General features: G+C 44.4%; 14 protein-coding genes. 6 read left to right on the plus strand and 8 right to left on the minus strand.

Annotated features, from left to right (window positions below):
* Nucleotides 1-24 precede the first annotated feature (24 nt).
* Both purE and HF888_RS08295 read left to right on the plus strand, forming a co-directional pair.
* Nucleotides 25-519, plus strand: coding sequence for a 5-(carboxyamino)imidazole ribonucleotide mutase (purE, locus tag HF888_RS08290; RefSeq protein WP_040297513.1), 495 nt, complete (start codon nucleotides 25-27; stop codon nucleotides 517-519).
* Nucleotides 520-1626 (plus strand): 5-(carboxyamino)imidazole ribonucleotide synthase, encoded by a 1107-nt coding sequence (locus tag HF888_RS08295; RefSeq protein WP_007016807.1) that lies wholly within the window; start codon nucleotides 520-522, stop codon nucleotides 1624-1626.
* A gap of 25 nt (nucleotides 1627-1651) precedes the next feature.
* Here HF888_RS08295 and nfuA read toward each other — a convergent pair whose 3' ends face one another.
* Entirely contained in the window at nucleotides 1652-2230 is a 579-nt protein-coding gene (nfuA, locus tag HF888_RS08300; protein WP_007016808.1) for a Fe-S biogenesis protein NfuA, read from the minus strand.
* Between the two features lie 205 nt (nucleotides 2231-2435).
* Here nfuA and HF888_RS08305 point away from each other — a divergent pair, with 205 nt between their 5' ends.
* The 3 genes from HF888_RS08305 to HF888_RS08315 all read left to right on the plus strand — a co-directional run bounded on the left by HF888_RS08305 (nucleotide 2436) and on the right by HF888_RS08315 (nucleotide 5969).
* Nucleotides 2436-4094: a nitrite/sulfite reductase gene (locus tag HF888_RS08305; RefSeq protein ID WP_007016809.1), complete on the plus strand. Its 1659-nt coding sequence runs from the start codon at nucleotides 2436-2438 to the stop codon at nucleotides 4092-4094.
* Entirely contained in the window at nucleotides 4078-4560 is a 483-nt protein-coding gene (locus HF888_RS08310; RefSeq protein ID WP_007016810.1) for a DUF934 domain-containing protein, read from the plus strand. Before HF888_RS08305 ends, HF888_RS08310 begins: the two co-directional genes overlap by 17 nt.
* A gap of 63 nt (nucleotides 4561-4623) precedes the next feature.
* A protein-coding gene (locus HF888_RS08315; protein WP_133308415.1) for an IS3 family transposase occupies nucleotides 4624-5969 on the plus strand; the annotation gives its coding sequence in 2 pieces (ribosomal slippage) (nucleotides 4624-5080 and nucleotides 5080-5969; 1347 coding nt in all).
* A gap of 46 nt (nucleotides 5970-6015) precedes the next feature.
* Here the strand turns inward: HF888_RS08315 and HF888_RS08320 are convergent.
* Nucleotides 6016-6987 carry a YhdH/YhfP family quinone oxidoreductase gene (locus tag HF888_RS08320; protein WP_168367054.1) on the minus strand — a complete coding sequence of 324 codons (972 nt, stop codon included), beginning with the start codon at nucleotides 6985-6987 and terminating at the stop codon, nucleotides 6016-6018.
* A 12-nt stretch (nucleotides 6988-6999) separates the two neighbouring features.
* Nucleotides 7000-8019 carry a protease SohB gene (sohB, locus tag HF888_RS08325; protein ID WP_168367055.1) on the minus strand — a complete coding sequence of 340 codons (1020 nt, stop codon included), beginning with the start codon at nucleotides 8017-8019 and terminating at the stop codon, nucleotides 7000-7002.
* A 223-nt stretch (nucleotides 8020-8242) separates the two neighbouring features.
* On the opposite strand from sohB, the gene HF888_RS08330 reads away from it, so the two are divergent.
* A complete protein-coding gene (locus HF888_RS08330) occupies nucleotides 8243-8557 on the plus strand; it encodes an SCP2 sterol-binding domain-containing protein (protein WP_007016860.1) in 315 nt (104 codons plus the stop codon).
* Nucleotides 8558-8605: 48 nt separating this feature from the next.
* On the opposite strand, the gene HF888_RS08335 is transcribed toward HF888_RS08330, so the two are convergent.
* The 5 genes from HF888_RS08335 to HF888_RS08355 all read right to left on the minus strand — a co-directional run bounded on the left by HF888_RS08335 (nucleotide 8606) and on the right by HF888_RS08355 (nucleotide 12829).
* Nucleotides 8606-9241 carry a hypothetical protein gene (locus HF888_RS08335; RefSeq protein WP_007016859.1) on the minus strand — a complete coding sequence of 212 codons (636 nt, stop codon included), beginning with the start codon at nucleotides 9239-9241 and terminating at the stop codon, nucleotides 8606-8608.
* A complete protein-coding gene (locus HF888_RS08340; RefSeq protein WP_040297526.1) occupies nucleotides 9241-10863 on the minus strand; it encodes a FimL-related protein in 1623 nt (540 codons plus the stop codon). The genes HF888_RS08335 and HF888_RS08340 overlap by 1 nt, the downstream gene beginning before the upstream one ends.
* A 112-nt stretch (nucleotides 10864-10975) precedes the next feature.
* The gene (gene dnaQ / locus HF888_RS08345) at nucleotides 10976-11689 is read right to left on the minus strand and encodes a DNA polymerase III subunit epsilon (protein WP_007016857.1); all 714 of its coding nucleotides are present in this window, start codon (nucleotides 11687-11689) and stop codon (nucleotides 10976-10978) included.
* Entirely contained in the window at nucleotides 11686-12111 is a 426-nt protein-coding gene (rnhA, locus tag HF888_RS08350; protein WP_040297525.1) for a ribonuclease HI, read from the minus strand. Before rnhA ends, dnaQ begins: the two co-directional genes overlap by 4 nt.
* 1 nt (nucleotide 12112) lies before the next feature.
* Nucleotides 12113-12829, minus strand: a complete 717-nt coding sequence (locus tag HF888_RS08355) for a class I SAM-dependent methyltransferase (protein ID WP_007016855.1) — start codon at nucleotides 12827-12829, stop codon at nucleotides 12113-12115.
* Nucleotides 12830-12903 lie beyond the last annotated feature (74 nt).

A 12903-nucleotide genomic window follows, 5' to 3' on the forward strand; every position in this document is an offset into this window, starting at 1 on the left:
CATAATCAACAGGCCTTATCCGAAATGAAAAACCCTCAAGTCGGTATCATTATGGGTTCCACTTCCGATTGGGATACCATGAAAAAAGCTGAAGAAGTTCTGCAGCAGCTTGGTGTTAACTTCGAAGTAAAAGTGGTTTCCGCGCATCGCACCCCGGATTTGCTTTTCGAGTATTCGGAAACCGCCGCAGAACGAGGCATTCAAGTTATTATTGCTGGCGCAGGTGGAGCTGCGCATTTGCCAGGCATGGTTGCAAGCAAAACTCACTTGCCCGTCTTTGGCGTGCCCGTCAAAAGTAAGGCCCTCAACGGCATAGACTCACTGCTTTCGATTGCTCAAATGCCAGCGGGCATCTCGGTAGGTACACTTGCTATTGGGCCTGCCGGTGCCGCCAACGCCGGCTTACTGGCATCGCAGGTTATCGCCCTTCATGACGAGGATGTTCGCGCAAAGCTTATCGAGTTTCGTCGCAAACAGACTGAAAAAGTATTATCGATCCCCGATCCTAGAGAGATGTAAATGAGCATTAAGCGTGTTGGAGTTATTGGTTCTGGCCAGCTTGGCAGGATGATGGCCCTAGCGGGAACACCATTGAATGTAGAGTTCGTATTCTATGACGAAGCAACGCTTTCGCCTAGTTCACGCCTAGGCGACACCATAAAGCCAAGTGAACCAGACGGGCTGAATCGATTCATTCAAAGTGTTGATGTTGTAACGTACGAATCGGAAAATACAGACGTCAGCCTTGTGGAACATATCTCTCGATTAAAGCCGATTTATCCTGGCACAGAATCGCTACGCAAGAGTCAGCACCGTCTTACAGAAAAACAAGCATTTCGGTCTTTAGGCATAGAAACAGCCCCATTTTGCGCAGTTCGCTCATACCAAGAAGCGCTAGACGCAGCTTCTCAGCTTGGCTATCCATTTATCTTGAAGACCACGACAGAAGGCTACGACGGCAAGGGTCAAGCACTGGTGAAAACCAGTAGCGACCTGAGTGAAGCTTGGGAGCAACTTGGCGATAAAGAGTTAATCGCTGAGGGGTTTGTAAGATTCACGCGCGAACTGAGCATTATTGCGGTGAGAGATGCAAAAGGAAATACCAAGACTTACCCGCTAGCGGAAAATGAGCACCGCGATGGTATTCTTCGCGTTTCGCGCGTTCCTGCGCAGAATGTTTCTTTAGAAAAGCAGAAACAAGCTGAGCGCTACGCAACCGAAATGCTCGATCATCTCGGTCATGTCGGCGTATTAACAATTGAGCTATTCGACACAGAAAATGGCTTAGTGGCAAATGAAATGGCACCGCGAGTGCACAACTCCGGCCACTGGTCCATCGAAGGCGCATACTGTAGTCAATTTGAGAACCATGTTCGCGCCATCTGTGATCTACCACTTGGATCTACTGAAGCTTGCCACCCATTCTCTGCCATGATCAACGTCATTGGTCGCCACGGCAATGGAAACCAGGTTCTAGAAACGCCCAATCAATTTTTACACTATTACAGTAAAAGTGAGCGTGCTCATCGCAAGATTGGCCACATCAATACAATAGCATCGTCTATTGCAGAACTTGAAGAAAGTATCTCCAGTCTACAATCGTTTATCGAGGAATCCGGAGAATAAAAAAGGCCCGCTAGGGCCTTTTTTGTTACATGTAAGCGTTTTCAGCTTGGGTGTGATCAGTAGCATCCCTGATGCCTGATAATTGCGGAAGCTTACTTAGGAGTGTTTTCTCAATACCTTCTTTCAGCGTAATATCAACCGCACTACAACCTTGACAGCCACCGCCAAATTCCAAAATCGCCAAGTTATCTTCTGTAACCTCAACAAGCTTTACCTCGCCGCCATGGGAGGCTAGACCAGGATTGATCTCGTTATACAGTATATAATTTACTTGATCTTGTATCGGGCTATCGTCATTCACTTTAGGCATCTTGGCGTTTGGTGCCTTGATCGTTAGCTGACCGCCCATTTTATCCTTGGCAAAGTCGATTTTGGCATCTTCCAGATAGAGAATGCTTTGTTTATCTAGGTATACCCTTAACTCATCTTGATCCATTACTTCGTCATTTGGGTTAACCTCATCAGGACGGCAATAAGCTAAGCATGTTTCAGCATAAGGTGTACCCGGCTGTGTAATAAACACCCTCACAGACATTCCAGGTGTATTCTGCTTCGCGAGCAACTCTACTAAATAATCTTTGGCTGCATCAGTAATGGTCAGCATTCAATCACTCCTATAAATATGGCCTTATTTTACTGTCTTTGATTGCCAATTCCAATCCCTAGTTTTTTACTCGGGTATTAATAGTCAAAAAACAAATAAGCATTATAGGTATTTACTTATTTTACCAATAAGCAATTTTTGCTATCTTTCGCGCCATTGAAATATGACTACAAGTGGGTCACAGCCCCGTCCAGATGAGAGTTTTATGTACATATACGACGAATACGATCAAAAAATCGTAAATGAGCGCGTATCTCAGTTCCGAGATCAAACACAGCGCTACTTAGACGGCAAGCTCACAGAGGAGCAATTCCTGCCGTTGCGTTTACAGAATGGTCTTTACGTGCAGCGCTATGCACCCATGCTGCGCGTGGCAGTGCCGTATGGCCTTCTTTCAAGCGAGCAGGCCCGCAAACTGGGTCATATCGCTCGCACATACGATAAGGGTTACGCGCACATAAGTACCCGCACCAATGTACAGTTCAACTGGCCAGAGCTAGCAGCTGTGCCTGATATTCTTGCTGAGCTGGCCAGCGTTCAAATGCACGCTATTCAAACCAGCGGTAACTGCATCCGCAATACAACAACCGATCAGTTTGCGGGCGTTGTGCCGAACGAACTGGTTGATCCGCGCCCTTACTGCGAAATCATTCGTCAGTGGTCAACTTTCCACCCAGAATTCGCGTTCCTTCCTCGCAAATTCAAAATTGCCGTAAATAGCCACGAGTCCGATGACCGTGCAGCGACCCTACTTCACGACATTGGCATCAAGATCGTACGCAATGAACAAGGCGAACTTGGTTATGCTTTCTACGTCGGCGGTGGCTTAGGCAGAACACCAATCGTTGCATCACTGGTTAAAGAATTCGTTGCAGAAAAAGATCTTCTTACATACCTCGATGCCGTGCTACGCGTTTACAATCTACATGGTCGTCGCGACAACAAATACAAAGCGCGCATCAAGATATTGGTTAAAGCCTTAGGTGTTGATGCTTTTAGAGATAAGGTCGATGCCGAATGGCAGCACCTGAAAGGCGGACCAGGAACACTCACACAAGAAGAGTTGGAGCGCGTAAAAGGCCACTTTACTGCGCCAAATTACGAAACACTGGACGAGAACACAGAACTCCAAAAGCAGCTTTCTGAAAATAAAGCATTTGCAAATTGGTATAACCGCAACGTAAACGAACACAAAGTGAAGGGCTACGCCATCGTCACGCTAACACTGAAAAAACTCGGTGTACCGCCAGGCGACATTACTGATCGACAGTTCGACTCTGTTGCAGACTTGGCAGATAAATATAGCTTTGGCGAGATTCGAAACACCCATGAGCAAAACATGGTACTTGCTGATGTGAAACAGGATGATTTATTCGAGCTGTGGCAACAAGCTAAAGAGCTTGGTTTTGCCACACCAAATCTAGGCCTGTTAACCGATATGATTTGCTGTCCAGGTGGTGACTTTTGTGCGCTTGCCAACGCCAAGTCTATTCCAGTAGCAGAGGCTCTACAGGCCAAGTTTGATGATCTTGATTATTTACACGACCTTGGGGATCTCGACCTTAATATATCGGGCTGTATGAATGCTTGCGGTCACCATCATATTGGTCACATCGGTATTTTGGGTGTAGATAAAAAAGGTGAAGAATTCTACCAAGTTTCTTTAGGCGGTAGCTCTGGCCCTGATGCATCAGTAGGTAAAATTCTCGGCCCATCTTTTGCCCGGGAAGAGATGCCTGATGTTATCGAAAAAGTATTATCCGTATACGTACGCAACCGCATAGAAGGCGAGCGATTCATCGACACTTATCGCCGCATTGGTCATAGCCCATTCAAGGAGTTTGTATATGCAAAATCTCATTAACGATTCAGAAGTATTGCAAAATGACTGGGCTATCATTGATTCGGTAGATGCATTACAAAGTGCAAGCGGAAAAGTCATCGTGACCACCGATTTATTAGAAGATGCAAAAGCGAATTCTGATTTAACAGTGGGTATCTTATTAAACGGTGATGCCGATCTCGAAGAATTGAAAGATGAAATCGGTAATGCAACGATTGTTGCAATCAACTTTCCTGCTTTCGCAGATGGTCGCGGCTACAGCTTAGCTCGCTTGCTTAAAGAGCGTTATGATTATCAAGGCGAAATACGCGCAATTGGAGATGTGTTAATTGATCAACTTCATTTTATGAAGCGTTGCGGATTTGATACTTACTTACTAAAAGAAGGCCTTGTCGCAGAAGAGGCGCTAAACTACTTCAAAACGTTTAGCGATCCTTACCAGTTGGCGTATGACGAAAAGCAACCACTTTTCCGTCGTCGTGCATAAAAAAAAGCCCCTTTGAACTGCACCCCAAAAGTTGGACACCAATCCAGCCTTTGGGGTGTTTTTATGAGTAAATACAGTAAAGAGCAGAAGATCAAAGCAATTCAGCAGTTTCTTAAGAGTAATGAATCACTAAAGAGTGTTGCAGACAAACTAGAGATTGACCTTTCGTCGCTTAAGAAATGGGTAAGACATTACCAGCAGCACGGAATAGCTGCATTTGAAAAGAAGTACACCGTTTATAATGCTGCTTTCAAATTAGATGTCTTGAAGTACGTTTATTCTCATAACGTGTCCCACCAACAAGCTGCAGCCATTTTCGATATACGAAATCACGGTATTATTGCGAAGTGGCGACATCAGTATCAAACTGGAGGCTTTAACGCATTAGCATCCAAGCCTAAAGGTAGACTACCCATGACACCCAAGAAACCCGCTAATAACCCCGATAGTAGTCTAACTCGTGAGGAGCTGATGAAAGAGTTAGAGTACCTGCGCGCGGAGAATGCCTTTCTAAAAAAGTACGATGCCTTACTCCAGAAAAAGGAAAGGGTGGCCAAGAAAAAGCCCTCACCATCCAAGGATTAAGGCATAAGTATCCGTTAGCGGCGTTATTAAAAGCAGCAAAACTGTCTCGTAGTACGTTTTACTATCACAATAAACCCAAAGCGGTAAACATAGATAAAGCTAAGCTAGAAGGTCAAATAAAGCGTATCTATCACAGACATAAGGGACGCTATGGCTATCGCAGGATTACTTTGGCTTTGAATGGAAAAGGGTATCGAGTAAACCATAAAAAGGTATTACGACTAATGCGTGACATGGGCTTGAAATCCAAAATACGAGTTAAGAAATACCGATCTTATAAAGGAGAAATCGGGCGTATAGCTCAGAACCATCTCCAGCGAGATTTTAAGGCGAGCAAGCCAAACGAAAAATGGGCAACAGATGTCACAGAGTTCAACGTTAAAGGGGAAAAGCTCTATCTATCACCAGTGATAGATCTTTATAACGGTGAAATAGTGTCTTATCAGGTCGCGAAAAGACCAACCCTACCGTTAGTGATGAATATGCTTCAAAAGGCATATAAACGCCTCTCAGGCCAACAAGCACCTCTCTTGCATTCAGATCAAGGCTGGCAGTATCAGCATGTATCTTATCGTGAAAAGCTAGCGGAGCGTGGGCTTACTCAAAGCATGTCCAGAAAAGGGAATTGTTTAGACAATGCAGCGATGGAGAGCTTTTTCGGTACGCTAAAAAGCGAGATGTATCACTTAAAGCGGTTTGAATCACTAGAAGAACTCGAACGAGATATTAAAAGTTATATTCGCTATTACAATCGCTATAGAATTAAGCTAAAACTAAAAGGCCTGAGTCCGGTAGACTACCGAAATCAGACCTTAAACCCGTAAAACAAACTGTCCAACTTATGGGGTTCAGTTCACTTGGGGCTTTTTTTTATTTAAGCTTCAAAACATAACGCCCTTTCGCCTCACCTTTTAATAGCGCCTCCAAATAATCTTTAAGCTGCTCTCGTTCAATCAATTGATACTGCGCATCAATCTTCCAATCCTCAGCAAATTTATTCCAAACCGCTTGTTTTTGGCTTAAAGGAATTTCGACAGAATCCACACCCAGCAAATTAATACCTCTCAATATGAACGGCAATACTGTTGTGTCCAGTGCCAGATTATCCACTAAACCACAAGCAGCAACTGACCCACTGGGTTTAATCTGCTTTAAAATTGCAGCTAGAGTTTTGCCGCCGGCAACATCGATTGCTGCTGCAAAAGCCGGCTTAAGCAATGGCTTGCCATCACCTGCAAGCAATTCGTCCATGCTGATAAAATCTGTCACCCCAAGGCTCTCGAGAAACCCTTGCTTTGTATTGTCTCGTTGTACAGCGGTAATATTGAAGCCCAGTTTCGATAATAATTTGCAAGCAATAGAACCCACTCCACCACTTGCGCCGGAAACGAGAATCGAACCCTGATCTGGCTTGATATCATTATGCAAAAGCTTATCAACACATAAACCAGCCGTTAAACCAGCCGTGCCGAGGATCATTGCATCTAGAGCAGAGAACCCTATAGGTCTTTTAATTATCCAATTTTCAGGAACCGCTACCAAATCGGCAAAACCGCCAAAGGTATTCATGCCTAGATCGTAACCTGTTACAAGAACCTCATCACCTTTAGAAAAAAAATCCGATTGAGATGATACAACAACGCCAGCTGCATCAATCCCTGGTACATGGGGGAATTTCCTGGTTACGCCTTTATTCCCTGAGTAAGACAGTGCATCTTTATAGTTCAGAGATGAGTATTCGACTTGTATACGCACGTGACCATCTAATAATTCCGGCTCAGAAACATGGTTCCAAGCCCCACTAAACCCAGTCTCATTTTCGCTAACTAAAAATGCCTGCATAATAAAACCTTTTTAAACAAACCATTTATTGTGCATTAAGCGCTCGATGGTATTCTGTACAACTCGGCTAAGCATTGACTCAGCATCACCGCTAAACTTTTCTTTGATGCTTTTTTTCTTTTTAAGGCTAATAGAGAACACATCTGCGTCGCTGCACTTTGACTGTAAATACTCATCACTAGTCATGATTTCGTCTATTAGATTTTGGTCGATAGCACGCTGGCCAAACCAGACATCACCATTAGACACCTTCTCAATATCAACATTAGGCCTGTGACTATTAATGTAGTCTTTAAATAGGACATGAACATCTTGCAGATCTTCTTTGAATTTTTCTCGGGCCTTATCTGTATTTTCACCTAATACTGTCAATGTACGCTTATATTCTCCTGCTGTGTGCATTTCCACATCAATATCATGTTTTTTCAGTAAACGATGGAAGTTTGGCAGTTGAGCTACAACACCAATAGAACCGATAACAGCAAAAGGTGCAGCAATGATCCTGTCAGCCACTACAGCCATCATATACCCACCGCTAGCAGCCACCTTATCAACTGCAATCGTCAAGGGTATGCCTCTAGCGCGTATTCTGTCGAGCTGAGATGCTGCAAAACCGTATTCGTGCACCATTCCACCCGCACTCTCAAGCCTCACGACAACCTCATCAATCTCCTCTTCGAGACTTAAAATCGTAGTAATTTCTTCACGTAGCTGCTGACTAGCTGACGCTTTGATATCGCCTTTAAAATCCAAAACGATCACTCTGGCTTTTTTTGTCGCCTCTTCGGACTTTTCTTTTTTCGCTGACTTCTTAAGTGCTTTCGCCTTTTCTTTTAGCGCTTTCTTATCGAGAAGCTCTGACTCAAGTCTCTGCTTAACTTTATTTAGTTTCTCATTCAGTTTTTCAACCTTCAGTTTTCCTGGTTCGCCCTTCTGCCCTGCACTTACTATCAAGCCAATGATCAAACCAATAGTCACAACCACTGTAATGGCTTTGGCTAAAAATAATCCGTAATCTGCTAAAAATTCCACTGAATTCCCCCTATTTTGTTGGCCTAAGTTTAACAGCTCTCCAACTTGAGACCACAGATTTTAGCGCCATCCTAAAAATTCAAACAATCGTATGATTTGCTATTGACACGATTAGCGCGCTTGCTTAGTCTGACAATCTCTGACATAGGGTCAGATTGTTGATCTGCTGATATGTGGTTTATTCTGTATCAGATCAATCCCGACTAAACAAAAGGAAAGCGATATGACTTCTGTTGCTGACATCATCGAACAAATGAAAGGCAAGTTTAACGCCGACGCCGCTGCTGGTATGGAAAATGTTTTCCAGTTCAGCGTAGAAGATGGTGATGATTTCTACGTGGCTGTTAAAGATGGCGACTTCGAAATTGCTAATGGCTCTCACGATGACCCATCTGTGACACTTATCATGACCACTGAAACTCTTGTTGGAATCATGACTGGCGAAACTGACGGTATGCAAGCATTCATGGCTGGCCAGCTACGCGCTGAAGGCGACATGATGCTAGCAACTAAGCTAGGCGAGCTTTTCCCTCAGTAATAAATTGAGAGAAAAAAGCAATAAAAAAGGGAGCTCTTGCTCCCTTTTTTATTGCCAAGACTCTATGGCTTGTTTAGCTGTTGCATTTACTGGCTGAGCCTGCAATCCCTTTGGGTAAAGCCTTACTTCATAAATTGCTCCATCTGCCATAGGCATAAATGCTGCGGACCCGTATTTAGCCTGGATAATATTGAGCCAAGGGCTTTTCACGATCCAATCCCATGTATCTAGAGGTGCTCTAGCACCTAAGCTGTGCACAGATCGAGGGGCATTTTGCTCTTGCTCTAAAGTCAGATATCGACCAGACAATCTCTCTAATTTATATGATGGCAATACAGATACCCATGGCAAGGCTATCAGTCTCGCGTCCAGCTGCCACTGATCACCTAGAAGAGTTAACAGCGTTCGCGTTTGATTCGCGTCTACAAACTCCACCTCAAACTCTTGGCTGCTAATCTCGTCGAACTTTAATGTGGCAATAACTTCACCTTTTTCAGAGTTTTTATAGGTGAGCATGTCCACTGCAAACAATACGGCAAGCATTGCAGCAAAGATAAACAAAAAACTAAAGGTGCCTTTTAACCAAGGAAGAAACCAACCGCGTTTAAATAAACGCTTAACAACGATTCCAATAATGACCAAGGCAAGGGATGCGATTACAGCTGAAAAAACCATTAATTCCATTAAGCGACCTTATATCCCAACTGAGAAATTCCTTTTACAGCCAGATTGAGGATATCAGCGCTATTTGAATCAGAATGGCTTAACGTTTCAGCGTAATATTCAATACTAGTCAAACTATCGGCCAATACTTCTAGCTTACCTTCATCAATACCTTGTGGGTTGTTAAGCACTCTTTCGTTTAAAAAGCGCGTCGCAGCCTGAACGACAGAGCTGGCTTTATATTCCTGCAGAAAAAATAACGCTCCCCTAGCCCCATCAAGGGCTGGCTTTATATTCGCGAGATGTAGTTTATCTTGATCTTCAACAAAAGCTGCTATTGCACGCTTTGCCATTGCCAGAGCAGATTCTATTTCGTCAAAAAGAATTATGCGGGCCTCAGAATAATGACCGGCGCCAATAATTTTATGCGAAGTGTCAGCGGTTGCTTTCGAGAAATCTTGACTCGCCAATTCTATTTGCAACAAAGCATCTGCGATGGCTGCTAATACAACCATTTTGTCTCTGTTGGGCATCTGTTCAAGTTTTCGAATCTGCTGCCCCTGTAAGCGTAACTTTTCAGAAAGGGGCTCTTGATTAATAACTTTGAGCACACGCGCTAAGTCGTCAACCAAGCCGTTAAGGCTATCAAACTCGACCTCAGAAAGATAACCATTGGCACATTTATCAAGATTCGTTTTAATGTGTCCGATTTGATCCTTTACTGCTTTTGACAAGCTAGTGAATGCGCCAATATCTGGTCCAGCAAGCTTTTTGCGCTGGATCTTAAGCTGATCTTCCGTGACTCCGGCCTTTAAACCATAAACCTGCTGTATTTTCGCTATGTCTCCCGACTTTTCACTGGAAAGAGAAATAAGATACAACAAGTCTTTGTGCACCTCATTGACAAATGGTGTGCTAAAAACATTAAGACCATTTTTAATCATAGCTTTCATCGTCTGATCAATTCGTGCCAGCAATGCCGCCCGCGATTGCGTCAGCTCGTAACGACCTTCAACAATCGCCTGCAATGCAGCTGAGGCGCACCACCAAAAGGGCCAAGCCATGGTTCCACGAAATCCTTTTTCCATAAGCGCAAGCGACCTGCCACTCAGCTTGTAACCCACCATAGTTGAGGCTTGCGCTCGAATAACTCGCAAAAGACCAGATTGAAACATGAGCCGAATACGTGGCAAATGGGGTTTGATGTTAATGTTTGGCCTTTCAGTTTCAGGTAAGCGTGGACGCAAATTCACTGCAAAAAAGTGCGCCTCCGAGATAGGCTTATGGCCAGCCGCCCGTCTTAGCTTGTTAATTGAAGGTATTAAAAGAACCGGATACTCCGTCTCTTGGTCTAAAACCACACCAAGATATTGCTTCAGAGTGATCAAGCACTGACCTAAAACATCGAGTTTTTGTGATAGCTTGACGCTACCATCGCCGGAAAAGGACTGAATTTCTGTACAAAGAAGCTCGGCGCCCTGCATTTCTAGAAGCTTGAACGTCCCACGGGCCAAATTTAGCTCATCAGCGAAAAGCTTTAACTGCCCTGGCTCATTGTCCTCAGCGTACTGAGCAAAATAGCCCTCGGCTTTCTGTAAGGTAGATTCAAGCTCCTTACGCACCAAGCTGATGGACATACTCATATTGGAAACCTGATTCATGTATAAAACGACTCATCCGTGGGTTTGTTTTTGTTTTAGTCCCTGTATTGACTGCTATTCTAGCCATAAATTCCATGTAAATCATTGATTAAATTCACGATTCAGTATGAGCTGACCAGTTTACTTTTTCTGCTTTTGTCGCCAGCAGCTCAAGGTATTCTTGGTGTTGACGCGCTTCGTCGTCCGTAACCCCCCAAGATGGCAAGTTTGCTACCTGAGATTGATCCACCAATACTTTGACAGACAACTCATGTGACCCTTCCGTAGAAGCATCCTCACTAGCTAAAGACAGCGCAGTCTGACCACCTGTCATCAGTAGATATACGTCGGCCAAAATTTCCGAGTCGAGCAAGGCGCCATGGAGCTCTCGGTGGCTATTATCGATACCCAGGCGGCGACACAGAGCATCCAAACTATTGCGCTGGCCAGGATACATCTTGCGTGCCAGTGTCAGCGTATCTAATACACCACAGACTTCAGCGGTTTTAGGGAAATTAGATAGTTTTGCAAACTCCATATCCATGAAGCCGACGTCGAATGGTGCATTATGGATCACCAGTTCCGCTCCATTTATGAAGTCTAGAAACTCGTTCGCCACCTGTGCGAAAACTGGCTTGTCGGCAAGAAACTCATCGGTAATGCCATGAACTTCCATAGCCTCGGGATCCACTTCCCGTTGCGGGTTTATATATTGATGATAATGACGGCCGGTCAGCTTTCGACCAACAAGCTCAACACACCCTATTTCAATAATTCGGTGACCATCACCAATACCCGTTGTTTCTGTATCTAGTACAACTTGCCTCATGACTTAGTCACCTGCTCAACACCTTTATTTGCCAAATCGTCTGCTCGTTCATTTTCAATATGTCCGCTATGGCCCTTCACCCAATGCCATTCAACGTCATGTTTCGATACAGCTGAATCTAACCGCTGCCAGAGCTCTTTATTTTTTACGGGCTGCCTAGATGAGGTCATCCAATTTTTTTTCTTCCAACCGGATAGCCATTGCGTAATCCCCTGCCTAACATATTGACTGTCAGTGGTTAGCCTAACCTTGCACGGCTTTGTCAGTGCCTCCAAGCCTCTGATCGCCGCCATTAGCTCCATTCGATTGTTGGTCGTTTCTAATTCACCGCCAAACAGTTCTTTTTCATGAGCTCCATAACGAAGCAACACCCCCCAACCACCGGGACCAGGATTCCCTTTACATGCGCCATCTGTAAACATTTCAACGATCTGAGACACGATATCCTCTTATTCTCGGAGTTGGCATAGGAAGTCTCCCGCCAGACAAAGCGCGCCATTGTGGCCGAATCGGCGTTCGCCCTGCAACTAATTTTCTAGCCACAATCACGTAGCAGTTACCAAAAGGATTGCCAATTAACGAAAGCAATCGGTCAAGCCTCATACCTATTTTCCGAAAGTACTTTAACCCCCATGGCGGCATAGCTTGAAACGTCTGTACTTGCTCTACCCTAAAATCCAGCAACGACAACCAATCGAGAACTCTTCCTTTGGCTAAAAACTGGGCCGCTGGAGGTGTCGCCGTTTTAGGTAAGTAACGAGCAAGACCCCACAAGGACACTGGATTAAAACCCACAATAACAACGTAACCATTTGGAACTGTGATCCTCGCCGCCTCGCGCAAACATTGATGAGGCTTATCTTCAAAATCTAAAACATGGTGCATCAGCACACAATCAATACTGTTCTCGCGCAGCGGTATATCCTCAAAATCCATGATCAAATCCCCACTACCTCCCTTGGAAGCATAATAAGAATATGTCAATGAGCTGGTAGGCATCGCTTTATAATCGACCCCGCTGTACTGAAGTAGATAGTGCCCATGAAGTTGAGGCAAATGCTGGCGCAAGTAACGAGTTTCAACATTTAATAGTCGTTTAATCTGCGGACGCTCTCGCCATTTATACAGATCTTGATCCATTACACTTTTTACACCTTTTAAGCTGCTCGCAACTTGACCCTTGGCGGCGGTATTTTTACACTGCTTGGCCGTTT

The sequence above is a fragment of the Bermanella marisrubri genome (assembly GCF_012295615.1).
GTDB classification, from domain to species: domain Bacteria; phylum Pseudomonadota; class Gammaproteobacteria; order Pseudomonadales; family Oceanobacteraceae; genus Bermanella; species Bermanella marisrubri.